The organism is Ruegeria sp. CH2 (genome assembly GCF_056537065.1).
Genome location: NZ_JBQFQV010000001.1, coordinates 244,442 through 260,157 on the forward strand (window position 1 = coordinate 244,442; position 15,716 = coordinate 260,157).

Annotated in this window: 17 protein-coding genes and 1 other RNA gene; 6 read left to right on the forward strand and 12 right to left on the reverse strand. The window is 57.2% G+C overall.

Going from position 1 to position 15,716, the window contains the following annotated elements:
• The first annotated feature begins 240 nt into the window (after window positions 1-240).
• Window positions 241-3,033: an Rne/Rng family ribonuclease gene (locus tag ACR0M9_RS01170; RefSeq protein WP_480772660.1), complete on the forward strand. Its 2,793-nt coding sequence runs from the start codon at window positions 241-243 to the stop codon at window positions 3,031-3,033.
• A 43-nt stretch (window positions 3,034-3,076) separates the two neighbouring features.
• Here the strand turns inward: ACR0M9_RS01170 and ACR0M9_RS01175 are convergent, their stop codons facing one another.
• Window positions 3,077-3,310: a sulfurtransferase TusA family protein gene (locus ACR0M9_RS01175; RefSeq protein WP_480481072.1), complete on the reverse strand. Its 234-nt coding sequence runs from the start codon at window positions 3,308-3,310 to the stop codon at window positions 3,077-3,079.
• A gap of 106 nt (window positions 3,311-3,416) precedes the next feature.
• Between ACR0M9_RS01175 and ACR0M9_RS01180 the strand changes: the two genes are divergently transcribed.
• The 4 genes from ACR0M9_RS01180 to ACR0M9_RS01195 all read left to right on the forward strand — a co-directional run bounded on the left by ACR0M9_RS01180 (window position 3,417) and on the right by ACR0M9_RS01195 (window position 7,735).
• A complete protein-coding gene (locus ACR0M9_RS01180; RefSeq protein WP_480505282.1) occupies window positions 3,417-4,169 on the forward strand; it encodes a cytochrome c biogenesis CcdA family protein in 753 nt (250 codons plus the stop codon).
• A 62-nt stretch (window positions 4,170-4,231) separates the two neighbouring features.
• A complete protein-coding gene (locus ACR0M9_RS01185; RefSeq protein WP_480505280.1) occupies window positions 4,232-5,434 on the forward strand; it encodes a hypothetical protein in 1,203 nt (400 codons plus the stop codon).
• A complete protein-coding gene (locus ACR0M9_RS01190) occupies window positions 5,431-6,780 on the forward strand; it encodes a cytochrome P450 (protein ID WP_480772661.1) in 1,350 nt (449 codons plus the stop codon). Before ACR0M9_RS01185 ends, ACR0M9_RS01190 begins: the two co-directional genes overlap by 4 nt.
• 73 nt (window positions 6,781-6,853) lie before the next feature.
• On the forward strand, window positions 6,854-7,735 hold the full coding sequence (locus ACR0M9_RS01195) for a fructose bisphosphate aldolase (protein WP_480537813.1): 882 nt from the start codon (window positions 6,854-6,856) through the stop codon (window positions 7,733-7,735).
• Window positions 7,736-7,738: 3 nt separating this feature from the next.
• Here ACR0M9_RS01195 and ACR0M9_RS01200 read toward each other — a convergent pair whose 3' ends face one another.
• From ACR0M9_RS01200 to fumC, 4 genes are read right to left on the reverse strand one after another with little or no spacing between them, the layout of a single operon-like run.
• Window positions 7,739-8,341, reverse strand: a complete 603-nt coding sequence (locus tag ACR0M9_RS01200) for a DNA-3-methyladenine glycosylase I (protein ID WP_480537815.1) — start codon at window positions 8,339-8,341, stop codon at window positions 7,739-7,741.
• 59 nt (window positions 8,342-8,400) lie between these two features.
• Entirely contained in the window at window positions 8,401-8,622 is a 222-nt protein-coding gene (locus ACR0M9_RS01205) for a ribbon-helix-helix domain-containing protein (RefSeq protein ID WP_480772662.1), read from the reverse strand.
• Window positions 8,619-8,795 (reverse strand): DUF4169 family protein, encoded by a 177-nt coding sequence (locus tag ACR0M9_RS01210; protein WP_480481060.1) that lies wholly within the window; start codon window positions 8,793-8,795, stop codon window positions 8,619-8,621. The genes ACR0M9_RS01205 and ACR0M9_RS01210 overlap by 4 nt, the downstream gene beginning before the upstream one ends.
• Window positions 8,795-10,189 carry a class II fumarate hydratase gene (gene fumC / locus ACR0M9_RS01215; protein WP_480481058.1) on the reverse strand — a complete coding sequence of 465 codons (1,395 nt, stop codon included), beginning with the start codon at window positions 10,187-10,189 and terminating at the stop codon, window positions 8,795-8,797. Before fumC ends, ACR0M9_RS01210 begins: the two co-directional genes overlap by 1 nt.
• A 206-nt stretch (window positions 10,190-10,395) precedes the next feature.
• On the opposite strand from fumC, the gene ACR0M9_RS01220 reads away from it, so the two are divergent.
• Window positions 10,396-10,959, forward strand: coding sequence for a hypothetical protein (locus ACR0M9_RS01220; RefSeq protein ID WP_480481056.1), 564 nt, complete (start codon window positions 10,396-10,398; stop codon window positions 10,957-10,959).
• Between the two features lie 27 nt (window positions 10,960-10,986).
• Here ACR0M9_RS01220 and ACR0M9_RS01225 read toward each other — a convergent pair whose 3' ends face one another.
• The 7 genes from ACR0M9_RS01225 to ACR0M9_RS01255 form a co-directional block, all read right to left on the reverse strand.
• The gene (locus ACR0M9_RS01225; protein ID WP_480481054.1) at window positions 10,987-11,448 is read right to left on the reverse strand and encodes an SspB family protein; all 462 of its coding nucleotides are present in this window, start codon (window positions 11,446-11,448) and stop codon (window positions 10,987-10,989) included.
• Between the two features lie 76 nt (window positions 11,449-11,524).
• Window positions 11,525-12,778 (reverse strand): chromate efflux transporter, encoded by a 1,254-nt coding sequence (chrA, locus tag ACR0M9_RS01230; protein WP_480772663.1) that lies wholly within the window; start codon window positions 12,776-12,778, stop codon window positions 11,525-11,527.
• Window positions 12,775-13,590 (reverse strand): chromate resistance protein ChrB domain-containing protein, encoded by an 816-nt coding sequence (locus ACR0M9_RS01235; protein ID WP_480772664.1) that lies wholly within the window; start codon window positions 13,588-13,590, stop codon window positions 12,775-12,777. Before ACR0M9_RS01235 ends, chrA begins: the two co-directional genes overlap by 4 nt.
• Window positions 13,591-13,721: 131 nt before the next feature.
• Window positions 13,722-14,153, reverse strand: a complete 432-nt coding sequence (locus tag ACR0M9_RS01240; protein WP_209503996.1) for an ester cyclase — start codon at window positions 14,151-14,153, stop codon at window positions 13,722-13,724.
• Window positions 14,154-14,252: 99 nt separating this feature from the next.
• Window positions 14,253-14,599, reverse strand: a transfer-messenger RNA (tmRNA) gene (gene ssrA / locus ACR0M9_RS01245).
• Window positions 14,600-14,635: 36 nt separating this feature from the next.
• Window positions 14,636-14,998 (reverse strand): DUF4345 family protein, encoded by a 363-nt coding sequence (locus ACR0M9_RS01250; RefSeq protein WP_209596172.1) that lies wholly within the window; start codon window positions 14,996-14,998, stop codon window positions 14,636-14,638.
• 65 nt (window positions 14,999-15,063) lie between these two features.
• Complete coding sequence (locus ACR0M9_RS01255; RefSeq protein WP_480772665.1) at window positions 15,064-15,714, reverse strand: hypothetical protein; 651 nt, start codon at window positions 15,712-15,714, stop codon at window positions 15,064-15,066.
• Between the last annotated feature and the right edge of the window lie 2 nt (window positions 15,715-15,716).

The window sequence follows — 15,716 nt, forward strand, 5'->3', positions numbered from 1 at the left end:
ATGTAGTACCTGAGTCCGACATGTCGGGCGAAAGGAATAATGGGCAGGCTGCGGCTAACGCGCCTGTCGGAGAAGAACCGCGATGACGCGCGCGCAACGATTGAGTGACCGGGCAGGGGGCCACAGCGCCAGACCCTGCCGCGCGCCGTCCAATATCGCCCTGACAAGACACCTCCCCAAATGTGCCTGTCCACCTGGACGGGTCAGGACAACGCGTTTGGCGCGGTGCACCAAGGACACATGGCTAAGAAAATGCTTATCGATGCCACCCACGCGGAGGAAACCCGCGTCGTGGTGGTCGACGGAAACAAGGTCGAGGAGTTCGATTTTGAATCCGAAAACAAGCGCCAGCTTGCTGGCAACATCTATCTTGCAAAAGTAACACGGGTTGAGCCGTCGCTTCAGGCGGCCTTTGTGGATTATGGCGGGAACCGGCACGGCTTCCTGGCGTTCTCGGAAATTCACCCGGACTATTACCAGATCCCCATCGCCGACCGCGAGGCGTTGATGGAGGAAGAGCGCGCTTATGCCGAGGCCATGAAGGCGCGGGATGAGGCCGACGAGGGCAAGCCGAAAAAGCGACGTTCGCGGTCCCGATCGAAGGCCGCGGATCTGAAGTCGGACGATTTGGTCGAAACGATGGAAGTTTCGACCGAGCCGACCGGTATGGAAACCATCGATTTTGACGACAGTGACGAAGCGGACATGGAGGTGCCCGAGGGGACATCGCCAATGGAAGTCGTCGCTGAAACACCTGTTGAGGAGCCTGAGGACAACGAAGCGCCGGAAGCTGTGTCAGATGACACTGCAGAGGAAGCGGCTTCGGAAGACGAGGCTGAGGTTGAAACAGTTGAGTCTTCACAAGACGACGCAGCAGGGGATTCTGATGACGCGGCGGATGCTTCAAGCGCTGACGATGGCGATGAAGCGTCTGAATTGTCTGAAGATGACCAGGACGCAGATGATGGCGACGCGGATGAAGAACACGCTGACGCTGCCGCGAAAGATGACACGATTGAATCCGTGGCCGAGGAAGACGACAGCGAAGACATCCGCCCTCCGCGCAAGCCACGCCCGCGCCGGTACAAGATTCAGGAAGTGATCAAAGTGCGCCAGGTGTTGCTGGTGCAAGTCGTCAAGGAAGAGCGCGGCAACAAAGGGGCGGCCCTGACGACATATCTGTCGCTGGCCGGTCGCTATTGTGTTCTGATGCCAAACACCGCCCGTGGCGGTGGGATCAGCCGCAAGATCACCAACGCGGTTGACCGCAAGAAACTGAAAGAAATCGCCGCGGATATTGATGTGCCCACGGGGGCGGGTTTGATTATCCGGACTGCGGGCGCCAAGCGCACCAAATCGGAAATCAAGCGCGACTATGAATACCTGCAACGCCTGTGGGAGCAGATCCGGGCATTGACCCTGGAATCCATCGCACCTGCGAAGATCTATGAAGAAGGCGATCTGATCAAACGGTCGATCCGGGACCTTTATAACCGCGATATCGATGAGGTTTTGGTCGAGGGCGAAGGCGGATACCGCATCGCCAAAGACTTCATGAAGATGATCATGCCGTCGCACGCCAAGAATGTGAAACGGTACGAGGACGCGCTGCCGCTGTTTGCACGCTATCAGGTGGAAAGCTACCTGGCGGGGATGTTCAACCCGACTGTTCAGCTGAAATCTGGCGGGTATATCGTGATCGGCGTGACCGAAGCGCTGGTGGCAATCGACGTGAACTCGGGCCGGGCCACGAAAGAAGGCTCGATCGAGGAAACGGCGCTGAAAACCAACCTTGAGGCTGCGGAAGAAGTGGCCCGCCAGTTGCGTCTGCGTGACCTTGCCGGTCTGATTGTCATCGATTTCATCGATATGGACGAGCGCAAGAACAATGCGTCCGTTGAAAAGCGTCTGAAGGACAAACTGAAAACCGACCGTGCCCGCATTCAGGTCGGTCGGATTTCAGGTTTTGGCCTGCTCGAGATGAGCCGTCAGAGGCTGCGCCCCGGTATGATCGAGGCGACCACGCAGCCATGCCCGGCATGCCACGGCACCGGCCTGATCCGTTCGGACGACAACATGGCACTGTCGATCCTGCGTCAGATCGAAGAGGAAGGCACCCGCCGCCGCTCACGCGAGGTTCTGGTGCGCTGCCCGGTCAGTATCGCGAACTTCCTGATGAACCAGAAGCGCGAGCATATTGCACAGATCGAATCGCGCTATGGCCTGTCTGTACGGATCGAAGGCGATGTGCATCTGGTCAGCCCGGATTTCTCGATGGAGAAATTCAAGACCGCCAGCCGCATCGTTCCCGAAGCGACAGCACCTGTCGTGTCGGTCGATGCCTCGCTGATGGATCTGGTCGATTCTTCGGACGAGGAAGAAACCGAAGAGGATATCGCGCCGACCGAAGATGACACCAAACCCAAGCGCAAGCGCCGCCGTCGTCGTCGCAAGAAGGGCGGGGGCAATGGTGACGCGCCGGAACAGGGCGCGGATGACGGTGAAGGGGCAGAGCAGGAGGATGCCGCAGGCGAATCCGCTGAAACCGAAACCGCTGTCGAGGCAACCGAAGCCGAAGCGGCGGAAGAGGAAAAACCCGCCAAGCCCAAACGCAAGCGCGCTCCGCGCCGTCGTAAGAAAGATGCGGTGGCAGAAGAGGCTTCGGAACAGACAGAAGAAACTGACGCCGATGCCGGGGCTGATGCACCGGTGGTTGAAGAGGCGGCCTCAGACGCTGAATCCGAACCTGCCGAGGCGACTGTCGCCGAGCAAAGCGAAGCGGCTGAGACTGCTGACGCTGAGCCGGAAGCAACAGAGGTTGCCGAGCAGACTGAGGAAGTCGCGCAAGCTGAAGCGGTCGTTGCGGTGGAAGAACCTGAAATTCAATCTGCCGATGAGCCGGTCGAAGACGCGCCCGTGGAAGAAACACCCGTGGCAGCAGAACCTGAACCGGTGCTTGAAACTGTGGCAGATGAACCTGAGCCAGAATCCGACAGGCCCAAACGGCGCGGATGGTGGTCGTTGGGCAACTGATGAAAGGGCGGGCAGATTTGCCCGCCTTTTTTATATCATTAAGTCAGTCGGATTTTTGGATCAGATAGACCTGATGTTCGCCATCCAAATCCTGAGACAGCAATGTGTGGCCAGCTTCGGCGCAAAAATGCGGGACATCGATGATGGCTGCCGGGTCATCAGCCAGCACACGCAACACAGAACCTTGCGGCATGGATTTCAGCCGTTTGCGGGCCTTGAGGACGGGCAGCGGGCAAAGAAGGCCCAGCGCATCCAGCGTATCTGTAATCTCTGACATGATTTTCGGGATAGGGCGTAGTTGTAATATTGTCCAGATTCCAAGCACGAGGATGTGACTCATTGGCCCCGTGACGGACCGCCAATCATCACTTATGTGCTTAGACATGTTCGGAATAGAAATCATAGACGCGGGGCTGCTGCCCGCCATGTTTGTTGCCCTGCTGGGTGGCCTGATCAGCTTTCTGTCGCCTTGTGTGCTGCCCATCGTGCCGCCCTATCTGGCATATATGAGCGGCGTCACGATCAACGAAATGCAGGATGAGACCCGCGCCCGGCGCAAGGCAACCATGTCAGCGCTGTTCTTTGTGCTGGGCCTGTCGACGGTTTTTCTGCTGTTGGGCTTTACCGCATCTGCCTTTGGAGTGTTCGTGCTGCAAAATCAGGTGCTTTTTGCCAAGCTGTCCGGGGCCGTTGTCATTGTCTTTGGCCTGCATTTCCTGAATGTCCTCCGCATCCCCTTTCTGGACCGCGAAGCGCGGATCGAAACCGGTGATTCCGGTGGCTCGGTCTTTGGTGCTTATATTCTTGGATTGGCCTTCGCATTCGGCTGGACGCCCTGTATCGGGCCCCAACTGGGCGCGATCCTGTCCCTTGCGGCGACCGAAGCCTCGGTGGCGCGGGGCACGCTGTTGCTGGGTGTCTATGCAGCCGGATTGGGTATTCCGTTCCTGCTCGCAGCCATGTTCCTAAACCGCTCTATGACGGTGATGAACCGGATCAAGCCCTATATGGGTGTGATCGAAAAGGTCATGGGGGGGCTGCTTCTGTTCGTGGGCATCATGCTGGTCACAGGCCTGTTCACCCGCTTCAGCTGGTGGTTGCTGGAAACCTTCCCGGCACTTGCGAATTTCGGCTGAGCGTCTGACCCCCTTACCTTGACCTAAAGCCTGCGTTAACCTGCGCGGCAGAAGGTAAAGGCATGAGCAGTCAGAGAAATCAGTCACAGGTGCGCAAACGCCGGGTGTTCTACATCCCCGGTTATGACCCGATGCCGCCGCGACGATATCGCGAGCTTTACCGAACCGAGTCGCAAGCGCAGGCCCGGATTTCGGGATATGAGATCGCCATGGCTCCCAAGTCCGCGGAGGGTCTGTTCGGCTGGTCCGTGACGTCCATTCAGGACGGTGCGTCCGTCGAGACTGAAATTGAAGTACTGGTCTGGTCAGACATCGTGCGCGACAGCATGTCCGCGTCGATCCCTGCCACCTATGCGCAGTTGGCCCACACGGCGTGGATATACATTTCGACCGGTGCTTTGTGGCGCCTGATGCGGTTGCGCAAAGGCCCGGTGATTGCGGCGCTCTATCCGGTGGCGATGTTGGTGTCTCAGCTGCTGGTTGCGTTTGCAGTCGTGTGGGCATCCGTGGCGATGGCTGGCTGGTGGGGTCTGTTTCCGGGTATCGCCGTTGCGGTTGCGCTGATGCTGTGGTTCCGCAAGATCGACAACCGGTTGTTTGCCTACTACCTGATGCATGATTACGCCTATTCCGCACAGTTAAAGGGGGAAACTCCGCTAAAACTGAAGGAAAGGCTGGCCGCATTCCGCAAAGCGATTGAAGCCGCGCTGATATCCAGTGTGGATGAGGTTCTGGTGGTGGGCCACAGTTCGGGTGCGCATCTGGGGGTGTCTGTTCTGGCCGACCTGATCCGCGACAGGGCCGTGCCGCAACAGGGGGCAGAGTTGTCGTTCCTCAGCCTGGGGCAGGTGATGCCTATGGTGTCCTTTCTGCCAAAAGCGCATGGCCTTCGGTCCGACCTTCAATTCCTGTCCTCCAGTTCAGCCATCACATGGGTCGATGTCTCGGCCCCCGGGGATGGCTGCGCATTTGCGCTGTGTGATCCGGTGGCCGTTACAGGGGTGGCCAGGCCGGACAAACGCTGGCCGCTTGTCCTGTCGGCGGCCTTTACCCAAACCCTGGCGCCTGAACGTTGGAAAGCCCTGCGCTGGCGGTTTTTCCGGCTGCATTTTCAATACCTTTGCGCATTCGATAAGCCGGGTCCGTACGACTATTTCCGAATTACGGCAGGCCCTTTGACGCTGAAACAGCGGTTCCTTGGGCGCACACCTTCGCGCAGCCGGATTGAGACGCCAGTGTCCAAATACACGTCGGTGCGTCCATGACCCCGCCCAAGCCCCAGCCGCGCGCAGACAAGGTTTCCCTACTGCGTTACCTGAAACTGTTTCGTCAGGATCTGCTGTCTGCACAGCCAGCGCGCCTTTATCGCGCGTGGATGGCCGAATTCAGGACACCCTTCTTCCGGTCCTTCCTGGTCAATGAACCGGACCTGATTGACATCGTCCTCAGGAAAAGCCCCGAAGATTTTCCTAAATCGGGCCGGATCAGCGAAGGCCTGCGCCCCTTGCTTGGAAATTCGGTGTTTCTAACCAATGGAGAGACGTGGAAACGTCAGCGACGCATCATTGACCCGGCATTTGAGGGCGGGCGGCTGAAAGACACGTTTCCCGCCATGCTGGCCGCAGCAGACGCTTGTGTTGAGCGGTTGCGCCCCCATGTCGGCAAACAGATCGAAGTCGAAGAACAGACAAGCCACGCCGCAGCAGATGTGATTTTTCGCACCTTGTTTTCGGTGCCGATCGACCACGCCATAGCCAGCAAGGTGTTTGAAAAGTTCCGCAACTACCAGCGCGAACAACCTCTGCTGAACCTTGCAGCTTTCGTTCCGCTGCCCAAATGGATGCCTCGGTTCCACTCCCGGACGACACGGAAAAACGCCGAAGACATTCGTAACCTGATCACTGACCTGACCCATGAGCGGGCAGAGGCGATCAAGGCCGGAACCGCCCCCGATGATCTGGCAACCAAGATCATGACAACCGCTGACCCTGAAACCGGTCAGTTTTTCGGGCCCAAAGAAATGGTTGATCAGGTCGCGATCTTCTTTCTGGCAGGCCATGAAACCAGCGCATCGGCCCTGGCGTGGACATTGTATCTGCTGGCGCTTTATCCCGAATGGCAGGAAAGGATTACTGACGAAGCTGCCGCTCTGGACGACGCGACCTTTGCCTCGGTTTCCAAACTCAAGATCAGCCGCGACGTGTTTCGCGAGGCACTGCGCCTGTACCCACCGGTTCCCATGATGGTGCGAGAGGCCAAGTGCCCACACCAGTTCCGAAACAGAGACGTTCCCAACGGGTCACAAATCGTAATCAGCCCCTGGCACCTGCACCGTCACGAACGGTTATGGGACAATCCCGATGGCTTTGACCCGACCCGCTGGAACAGTGAAAACGGCAAAACATGCCAGCGTAAGGCATATATCCCGTTTTCCGCAGGTCCCCGCGTCTGTACCGGGGCCGGGTTTGCCATGGTCGAAGGGCCGCTGATCCTGTCGATGCTGGTGCGGAATTTCAAATTCGAAACAATCAGCGGCAAAACGCCGGTTCCGGTGGCCCATCTGACCGTTCGATCCAAGGATGGCATATGGTTGCGGCTGGTTGAGCGCTAACAAACTACCATCGGTCCTGACTGTGATGTATGCGGGGGAAGACATCGGAATCATCATTGAACGGGAAAACATTATGGCCAAAGCAGAACAGCGCGCGCAGATGATCAACGGCGCAGGCTTTATCGCGGCATTGGATCAAAGCGGCGGCTCGACCCCGAAAGCTCTGGCGTTGTACGGCGTTGACGCGTCGACCTACGGCTCGGACGCTGAGATGTTCGGCGAAATTCAAAAGATGCGCGCGCGGATCATTCTGGCAAATGACTTCACCAAAGACAAAGTCATCGGTGCGATCCTGTTCGAACGCACCCTTGGTGAAGAGATCGAGGGCCGCAAAGTCGCTGATTACCTCTGGTCGGTCAAAGGAATCGTGCCATTCCTGAAAATCGACAAGGGCCTTGAGGATCAGGCCAACGGTGTTCAGTTGATGAAACCGATCCCCGGTCTGGCCGACACGCTGGCTAAGGCAGAAGGCGTGTTCGGTACCAAAGAACGTTCGGTCATCCACGAGGCCAATGCCGAAGGCATCGCGGCCGTGGTTGCCCAGCAATTCGACGTTGCCCGTGAAGTGACTGACGCCGGAATGGTTCCGATCGTCGAGCCTGAGGTCAACATTCATTCAGAAACCAAGGCTGAGGCCGAGGAGATTCTGAAAGCTGAAATCCTGAAGAACCTCGACCAGCTGGGTGAGGGGCAGGAGGTCATGCTGAAGCTGACGATCCCGACACAGGCAAACCTGTATGACGAACTGGCCGACCATCCTCGCGTTCTGCGCGTTGTCGCGCTGTCAGGCGGGTATTCGACCGAAGAGGCCTGCAACCTGTTGGAACAGAACGGCAAAATGATCGCGTCTTTCTCGCGCGCACTGACCGAAGGTCTCTCGAAACAGCAGTCGGACGCCGAATTCAACGCCGCTTTGGGCGGCAATATCGACAAGATCTTCAAAGCCTCTGTCTGATCCTCAGACAGGTTTCGTGAAAGAGCGGCGCAACTGTGCCGCTTTTATTCTGCTGATACAGCCTTTGGCATGGTCATTGACCAGCCCCATGGCCTGCATGAACGCAAACACCGTCGTGGGGCCAACAAATTTCCAACCCCGTTTCTTGAGGTTCTTCGACATGGCCACCGACTCGGGCGATGTTGATGCCGATTGCGGGGGCGGCGGGGTTTCCGCCTCATACCGCCAGACATAGGCTGCCAGCGATCCTTCTGACGCCACCAGTTCCTGCGCGCGGCGGGCGTTGTTGATCACCGCCTCGATCTTGCCCCGGTGGCGAATGATCCCATCATTTTGCAGCAGACGTTCAACATCGGCTTCAGAGAACTCAGCCATCTTGTTGAAATCAAATCCGTAAAACGCTTCTCGGAAATTCTCGCGCTTGTTCAGGATCGTGCGCCAGCTAAGACCCGATTGAAAACTTTCCAGGCACAGTTTTTCGAACAATCGCTGATCATCCGAGACCGGAAACCCCCATTCGTTGTCATGATAGTCAAAGAATTCCGGCGCTGCCTGGCACCAGGAACACCGAGGTTGACCGTCAGGTCCCAATACCGTGTTACCCATGAATGTACCCCTTTTGTTCCTTGAGGACGTTATACCCAACAGCCAAGATCTGACAAGCGTTAAACCTTGTCTCGGTACCAGTTCAGAATAAACACGCGAATAGCCGAGGCCAATCCGGCTTCCGGGTCGCGGTCAACATCAATTTGCGCGGCCAGTGCATTGATTGGCTGATCTTTTTCTTTCGCAATGTCGCGAAATGCCCGCCAAAACTCATCTTCAAGCGAGACAGATGTCCGGTGTCCTTTGAGGGTCAATGAACGTTTTACCGGGCGGCCGCTCATTCATCCAGCTCGTGATTGTCAAGGTCACGCCTCTGCTTGTCCTGCTGAAGCCTGACGATTGTTTTCTCGGACTTGGTGCGCCCAAAGGCGACGGCATTCTGGTCTGCGCGGGCCTTCTTTTCGGCCCGCGCCTTTTCTTTTCGATACCGGTTCAGGTTGACCGGCTTGCCCATCAGTCTTTCGGGCCGATCATCTGTTCGGGGCGCACAACGGCATCAAAGGTTGCCTCGTCCACAAACCCCAGCGCAATGGCTTCTTCCTTGAGGGTTGTGCCGTTCTTATGCGCGGTCTTGGCGACCGTGGTGGCGTTGTCATAGCCGATGGTCGGGGCCAGCGCCGTCACCAGCATCAGCGATTCCTTCATCAGCTTGTCGATGCGCGGCTCATTGGCCTTGATGCCCAGCAACATCCGCTCGGTAAAGCTGTCGGCAGCGTCGCCCAGCAACTGGATGGATTGCAACAGGTTGTAGGACATCATCGGGTTATAGACGTTCAGCTCGAAATGGCCCTGACTGCCTGCAAAATTCATCGCGGCGTTGTTGCCCATCACATGCGCCGCAACCTGTGTCAACGCCTCGGCCTGGGTCGGGTTCACCTTGCCGGGCATGATGGACGAGCCGGGCTCGTTCTCGGGCAGGATCAGTTCGCCAAGCCCCGAACGCGGGCCAGAGCCCAGGAAACGGATGTCGTTGGCGATTTTATAGCAGCTGCCCGCGATGGTCGCCAAAGCCCCGGACATAAAGACCATGGCGTCATGGGCGGCCAGCGCTTCGAACTTGTTCGGCGCGGTCACGAAGGGCAGGCCGGTGATCTGCGCCATATGGCCCGCAACCGCTTCGCCCCAACCGTTTTGGGTGTTCAGGCCGGTGCCTACGGCGGTGCCGCCTTGCGCCAGTTCGTAGATGCCGGGCAGCGCTGCGTGAACGCGTGCAATCCCCTGACGAATCTGGTGGGCATAACCGCTGAATTCCTGCCCCAGTGTCAGAGGCGTTGCATCCTGCGTATGAGTCCGGCCGATCTTGATGATGTCCTTGAACTCATCAGCCTTCTGCTCAAGACCAGAGGCCAGTTTTTCAAGCCCAGGCAGAAGGACGTCACGAACACTCATCGCTGTGGCGATGTGCATCGCGGTGGGAAAGGTGTCATTCGACGACTGACCCATGTTGCAGTGATCGTTCGGATGCACGGGGTCTTTTGAACCGATGACACCGCCCAGAATTTCGATGGCGCGGTTCGCGATGACCTCGTTCGAGTTCATGTTCGACTGGGTGCCGGAACCCGTCTGCCAGACGACCAGCGGAAAGTTGTCGTCAAACTTGCCTTCGATCACCTCACCCGCGGCCTGAATGATGGCATCGGCAATCCTGGCATCCAGTTTTCCGGTCGCCTTGTTCTCCATCGCGCAGGCTTGCTTGATCACGCCCAGCGCACGCACAATGGCAATGGGTTGTTTCTCCCAACCGATCGGGAAGTTCATGATCGAACGCTGCGTTTGCGCGCCCCAATACTTGTCGACAGGAACCTCGAGCGGGCCAAAGCTGTCGGATTCGGTGCGGGTCTGAGACATCTGTCACTCCGTCTGGTATGCTGTTGTATGCCGTTTAGCCGCAGCCAAGCTGTGACGCAATCGGCCAGTTGCGCGCACCTTAAACCCAAGGGCGTCAAAGGTATAGGCGCGGGGTGCGTCACTTTTATTGTTATCGTCGGGGAATGTGCCATTGTGCGCGGCCCCCTCTCAGCTACAATAGGTTCGTAGCCGCCTTGGAGGACAAGATGTCTAATTTCCATCGCATTACGCTTGAAAAAGCGATCGTGTTATTTGCTGTCTGTGCTTTGTGGCTGTCTGTTCTGGGCGCATCTGCGCGCGCCGCGGACATTACCCCGTTCCTGGGGGATTATGTGGGCTCGGCAAATGTCGTGGATGCGGACGGAACCTCAACCCCGCGGGATATGAGCGTTTCCATTTTCGAGACCAAAAACGGGTTCAACGTCAGCTGGCAAACCACGACCTACAAGCTGGACGGGCGGGTAAAAGAACAGCAGTTTTCCATCGACTTCGTGCCCTCGGACCGCCCGGATGTATTTTCGGCCGCAATGAAACGCAACGTGTTCGGTCATGAGGTTCCGCTGGATCCGATGAAAGGTGAACCCTTCGTCTGGGGGCGTATCGAAGGCGAAACGCTGACGGTGTTTTCGTTGTTCATTGACGTTGACGGCGGATATGAATTGCAGCAGTTCGACCGAACCCTGGCCGAAGACGGGCTGAACCTGTCATTCTCGCGCTTCATAGACGGTCAGAAATCCCGATCTGTCGAAACATTTCTGATGAAACGCTGAACCCCGCGCAGGGCGGGGCTCAAAGGCTTATTTGCGGAAGCTGTCCAGCGACACGACATCGGCGTCGTGATGCGCCTGTTCTTCCTCTTCGACTTCGATCAAGTCCTCTGCAACATAATCGTCCTCATCTTCGTCGTCCGGGCTTTCGAACCGCAGTCCAAATTCCACCGATGGATCGACAAAGGTCTTGATCGCGCCATAGGGGATGTAAAGCGGTTCCGGCGCGTCTCCGAAATTAAGGGTAATGGCGAATCCGTTCTCTCCGACCTCGAGGTTTTCAAACCAGTGTTGCATGACGATTGTCATTTCTTCCGGATACCGGTCGCGCAGCCAATCGGCGATATCCACGCCATCTTCGCGTGTGTCGAAGGTAATGAAAAAGTGATGCGCTCCGGGCAGACCGGATTTCGATACATCCGTCAGCACAGTCTTGATAAGCCCGCGCATGGCGGTGTGCATCAGGTTGCCATAGTCGATGCCTTGCGACATGTGTCATCCTCAAAAGTGGTTAAGCTCAGCATAGGGGTTTTGTTCGGAAACGAAAGGGCAGGTATGATCGGATTGATCAGATATTATGCGCAACCAGCCCTGCCAGTGACATCAGAACCAACACTGTTCCGATCCCCAATTTTAGTCGAAATATCAATATTCCAGCAATAAAGGTTAACGCAAGCGCCGGGATGTTGAGCGAAGACACTTGGGGCACGGGTATTGCCGCCGGACCCAAATTCATGTCTGGCACCGATTCGAAAAGAACGTTCAGGGCAAACCACACGGAAAGGTTGAGAATCACTCCGACAACAGCGGCGGTAATGCCGTGAAGGGCGGCAGACAGGCGGGGGCGTGTGGCCAGACGGTCAAGGTAAGGGGCCGTCAGGAAAATCCACAGAAAGCAGGGCACAAACGTTGCCCATAGCGCAACAGCGCCCGCAGCAAGCGCCAGTGAGAATCCACCGTTGATCTGTCCCGCCAGCATGGCGACAAACTGTGTAACCAGTATCAATGGCCCAGGGGTGGTTTCTGCCAGCCCCAATCCGTCGATCATCTGGTCTGCACTGATCCAGTGGTACTGATCCACAACCGTTTGCGACATATAGGCCAGAACGGCATAGGCGCCGCCAAAGGTCACAACAGCCAGCCGGGCAAAGAACCATCCCAGATCGCTGAGCAATTGGTGGCCGCTGAGTGTTAACGCGACAAGCGGCCCCAGCCAAAGCGGCAACCAGATCGCTATCGTCCGGGCCGAGCGGGCAAGGTGCGGCGTGTCCTGAGCCGCGGTTTTCCCGATGGGTCCATTATAACGCAAATACCCCCAAAGGGCCGCGATCAAAATGATCAGGGGGAAGGGCAGGTTGAACAGAAAGATCGACAGAAACGACAGACCCGCGATGACACGATGCTCCGTATCCGTCAGCGCCTTACCTGACAGCTTGCGCAGGGCTTGCAGGACGATCACAATGACGGTCGCCTTGATGCCGGTAAATGCGGATTGCACCAGTGGAACCTCGCCGAATGCTGAATAAAGCGCGACCAGAACAGTAATGACAAACGCCCCTGGCAAAACGAACAGGCTGCCCGCAATCAGCCCGCCCGCGACACCGCGCAAGCGCCAGCCTGCGTAGGTTGCCAATTGCATTGCCTCGGGACCGGGCAGCAACATGCACAAGGAAAGCGCGCGCAGATAGGTCTGTTCATCCAGCCAGGGCCTGCGCTCGACCAGTTCCTGATGCATCAGCGAGATCTGGGCAGCCGGGCCCCCAAATGACAACAGGCCGATCCGTCCGAATACCTTGAAAAGGTCCAGTGCCGTAGGTCTCATGCGCCATGACCCGATGGCCAGTCATGCTTTTCATCAAACCCGTCGCGTGCCCAGCGGAACAGGGCATCATAAAGGTGCAACCCGGCTTCAAGCTGAGCATGATCATCGCGATACTGGCGGGACAAACCGACCGAGAACGCCAGCAACCCAGCGGCTTCCGGGGCCAGATCATGCTGGTCGGTATCTGCAGCGCGAATGATCCGGGCCATACGCTCAAGCGCCTCGGTTCGCAGGTCAAATGCCCGGATCATCGTGTCAAATGTGCAGCCGCTGTCCCGATGCGTCCAAAATGTATTCGGAACGTCAAAGGGGGTGGCACCAAAGTGATCAACGACTCCCTGAACTTCTTCCGACGCGACGAAAAGGAACCGTGCATTGCGATCAACAAACCGGCGGATCAGCCAGGGGCAGGCGATACGGTCAATTTTGGGCCTTTGACGCGTAACCCACAATGTGCTGCCGTCAATGCGCGCCGGCAAAATCGATTGGGGGATCAACGGCGCCTCACGCTGTTCGTGCCACCCTTCAAACCCGCCTTCCAGATGTTCGGCGTTTTTGCCCATCCCGCGCAGCCAGGACGCCACCCCCTGACTGAGCTTTTTGCCCTTGTGGCAAATAATTACACAAGGGTCGTTGCCAATCAGACGGCTTATTGCGTCGATTTCCGTGTGCGGACAGCGAGTTGATCCCGGTATCAGCCGCGGATCCTCACTGAAATCCGCGTCGGTGCGTATGTCGATCAGAACGGGCGCCTGAGGCGTTCCGATCAATCGGCTCAATTGGGTTGGTGTGATGGCGTTAAGAGCAGCCATAGCATGTCTCCTTTAGTCAGTCGGATCCATGCGAAGCTTGGGCTGACGCCTCACGGGGTGTTCGCAAGCTGACCCCCTGCGTCAGTGCTACCGCGCAAGAACGTAGGGGGTCAAGTTTGCGGTTTGAACCGTCAGGCCCAGTCGAGCCGCTGACCGGTCATGCACACGGGAAGGGTGTCGGCGGGAAACTGACCCATCTCTTCAAAAAACGAGATGAAATCGAAATGATTATATGCCTCGACCATCTTGTTGTTTTTGAACCGGGCCATGACCTGACCGGTCACCTCCAAAGGGGCACCATTATCGGCCCGGCACGTCTGGACATGCAGGATGGCGGATACCCAATCGCCATTCTCGATGATCTTGGGCAAATCCACCTTGATATCCCCTAAGACATGACGAAACGCCGTGACGAGGTCCCGAAAATCGTCCGCACCCACCTGCATTTCGGGGATCAGCCCCTCGGCCATGGTTTCGGGTGCAAAGAACTGATCGATCGCCTCGGTGTTTCCGTTTTCCCAAACCTCAGAATACCAGGATCTGAGTATCTCTGAATTCGTCATCCCAACGCTCCTGTCCAACTGCGAACACGATGGCAAAAAGGAATGAACAAACTCTGAATCTGCGCAAAGGCGGCATAAATATCAGACATATTGGGGGGAAGTGCAGGTTTCTGTTGCCAGGTACCTGCGAACCCCGCCTTACGCGGCTAGGCGCAAGGACTTAAGTTTCGGTCTTGTTACTGCTTACGCAGCAACTGCAACCGGAGCACGATTGTCGTTTGCAATTGTACTGTTTTCGCCGGTAACGGTGGCAGACAGCCGAGACAAAGCTTACCCCTTTAGACGTTCGTCGATCCTGTTTCGGCCCCGTGATCCTCAAACGAAGGATTTTGGTGGAGCCGCCGGGTACCGCCCCCGGGTCCGATCCGCTTATTACGAGCGCGTTTATGTCCATAGTCCCGAAGGACACCTCATATATAGGTGAGGTCAGCGACGGATGCAAACCCGGATTGCACATCTTTGTTAGCTTTAATTACAGATCGTTACGCGGCCCTATTGAAGTTGGCGGCGATCAACCATGTCGCCAGAACCAGTTCGATTCCTCCAAAAGTCGCTGCCTTCAAAAAAGGCGGGTTATCTAGCGCCAGTGACAGGAAGCGGCCCAGTGCGGCACCGGCATAGACAATGCCCAACATCGTGTAGGCCATCGGAGAATTCAGCCAGATGACAGCAATGCCCGAGACGACAAACAGCCCTCCGACCGAAGCGCGCAGTTCGCTCAGACCCATGGTGCTGTTGGTGGGTGCCAGATCCAGCGCGTTGGCGGTATGAGCTGGTGCCAGAAAGCCGAACAGGCCAAAACCGATTGTCAGCAACGCGGCAATGACATTCAGGGTCGTGATCATCCGGGCCTCATTGAATTGCGGTATCAGCACCTAAGGATAGTGTGTTGCGACCCAAAGGAAAGCGATTAAACCGCCGACCACAGCCCCAAAAGACCGACCAAAACAAGGCTGAGCGCCCAGATGAGTTCAAGGTTGAACCAGCTGCGGGACAGGAAACGCAGCCCCAGCCAACGATAAACAGCGAAGGCCAGAAACCCTCCGCCCAGAACCATGGCGGCGGTGTGCAAGGCCGCAACTCCCAGAACCAGCAGACCGTTTGTTGTCATGATTTTGGAGATCGCCTGATGACCGGCATCCAGTTCATCCAACTGGCACAGACCAAGATAGATCGGAACCAGCATAAGGGCGGCCCCGTGGGCAAGCGCCACGAGAAACGACCACAGCGCCAGTTTGCTGGGTGGTATGCGCGACAGAAAACGGGGGTGACGGCGGGTGATCGCAACGTAAAGCCCCATCGCGATGACAATCAACGCAGCCCCGATGCGGATTTCCCGTTGATAATCAACCAGAACGGCCATCAGGGCAAAGGGCAGAAGGACACCCAGCATAGCAACAAAATGCCCGCCGGCCAAAGCTGCCAGCGCGCGCCACAGGGCGGATTGGCGCTGCTCCATCAGGGCTGACGAAACCGCCAGCGGCCAGCCCATCCCGGGGTTCAGCCCGTGATACGCGCCGCTCAGAACAACGGCCAGCCAAAGGCCAGCCGTTGATGTCATCA

Coding starts and splice junctions, on each gene's coding strand:
- ACR0M9_RS01170 (WP_480772660.1), top strand. CDS start 241: ATGGCTAAGAAAATGCTTATCGATGCCACCCACGCGGAGGAAACCCGC.
- ACR0M9_RS01175 (WP_480481072.1), bottom strand. CDS start 3,310: ATGTCAGAGATTACAGATACGCTGGATGCGCTGGGCCTTCTTTGCCCG.
- ACR0M9_RS01180 (WP_480505282.1), top strand. CDS start 3,417: ATGTTCGGAATAGAAATCATAGACGCGGGGCTGCTGCCCGCCATGTTT.
- ACR0M9_RS01185 (WP_480505280.1), top strand. CDS start 4,232: ATGAGCAGTCAGAGAAATCAGTCACAGGTGCGCAAACGCCGGGTGTTC.
- ACR0M9_RS01190 (WP_480772661.1), top strand. CDS start 5,431: ATGACCCCGCCCAAGCCCCAGCCGCGCGCAGACAAGGTTTCCCTACTG.
- ACR0M9_RS01195 (WP_480537813.1), top strand. CDS start 6,854: ATGGCCAAAGCAGAACAGCGCGCGCAGATGATCAACGGCGCAGGCTTT.
- ACR0M9_RS01200 (WP_480537815.1), bottom strand. CDS start 8,341: ATGGGTAACACGGTATTGGGACCTGACGGTCAACCTCGGTGTTCCTGG.
- ACR0M9_RS01205 (WP_480772662.1), bottom strand. CDS start 8,622: ATGAGCGGCCGCCCGGTAAAACGTTCATTGACCCTCAAAGGACACCGG.
- ACR0M9_RS01210 (WP_480481060.1), bottom strand. CDS start 8,795: ATGGGCAAGCCGGTCAACCTGAACCGGTATCGAAAAGAAAAGGCGCGG.
- fumC (WP_480481058.1), bottom strand. CDS start 10,189: ATGTCTCAGACCCGCACCGAATCCGACAGCTTTGGCCCGCTCGAGGTT.
- ACR0M9_RS01220 (WP_480481056.1), top strand. CDS start 10,396: ATGTCTAATTTCCATCGCATTACGCTTGAAAAAGCGATCGTGTTATTT.
- ACR0M9_RS01225 (WP_480481054.1), bottom strand. CDS start 11,448: ATGTCGCAAGGCATCGACTATGGCAACCTGATGCACACCGCCATGCGC.
- chrA (WP_480772663.1), bottom strand. CDS start 12,778: ATGAGACCTACGGCACTGGACCTTTTCAAGGTATTCGGACGGATCGGC.
- ACR0M9_RS01235 (WP_480772664.1), bottom strand. CDS start 13,590: ATGGCTGCTCTTAACGCCATCACACCAACCCAATTGAGCCGATTGATC.
- ACR0M9_RS01240 (WP_209503996.1), bottom strand. CDS start 14,153: ATGACGAATTCAGAGATACTCAGATCCTGGTATTCTGAGGTTTGGGAA.
- ACR0M9_RS01250 (WP_209596172.1), bottom strand. CDS start 14,998: ATGATCACGACCCTGAATGTCATTGCCGCGTTGCTGACAATCGGTTTT.
- ACR0M9_RS01255 (WP_480772665.1), bottom strand. CDS start 15,714: ATGACATCAACGGCTGGCCTTTGGCTGGCCGTTGTTCTGAGCGGCGCG.